The 719-nt window shown below is 56.3% G+C and carries 1 protein-coding gene; it reads right to left on the bottom strand.

Annotation, left to right across the window (positions count from 1 at the left end; genetic code table 11):
- On the bottom strand, nucleotides 1-719 hold a 719-nt coding region (locus PsW74_RS18720), incomplete at both ends, for an autotransporter-associated beta strand repeat-containing protein (protein WP_193777966.1).

Here is a 719-nt window from a genome sequence, read left to right on the forward strand (position 1 = left end):
GCGGTGCCCACCACCAGACCGTTATCGGTCAAACTGCCACCATAGGTGATCAGGTTATAGACCCCGGCGTCAAAGCCACCTGCATCGGTAACGTTGAGCGATCCATCCAGCGTCAGATCACCGCCAACGGCGATGAGGTCACTGTCTACGCCTGCTGTGCCGGATGGAGATCCAAGCTCAAAATCCAGAACGGATGCGGAGGTCAGATTAAGGTCACCGCCAATTGTCAGCGTACCCGGACTGTTTCCGGCAGAGATGGTTCCGCTTGTGACTGTTGCCGAACCATTGATCGTGCCCGAACCGCCAAGGGTGCCGCCATTGATTGTCACATCGCTAATCGAACCATCAACAACAAGCACGCCTTCCGAGACAGTTGTACCACCGGTGTAGGTATTGGCACCGGAAAGGGTGAGCGTGCCGTAATCAGTTTTTTCCAGTGAACCGGTACCGGTCAGGTTAGATGCAACGATTGCCGAATATCCCGCGCCCGCGGAGGTCCCGTCTCCGACGCGGAATCCAGCTTCTCCTGCCAGTGTAATATCGCCACCAGTCACTATATAGCCATCGGCAGCAAACTGCATGCCCTTGGAAATTGAAACCCCGGCACTATCCACTGTGACTGTGCCCGGTGCTCCCTGGAAAATCAGCGTGCTGTCTGGTTGATAAGGTGCGCTTGCTGAGCCAGTGGCATCGGTCCAGTTGGTTCCCGCAGTGCTCCA

It is taken from the genome of Pseudovibrio sp. W74 (assembly GCF_001623085.1).
Taxonomy (GTDB): Bacteria; Pseudomonadota; Alphaproteobacteria; order Rhizobiales; family Stappiaceae; genus Pseudovibrio.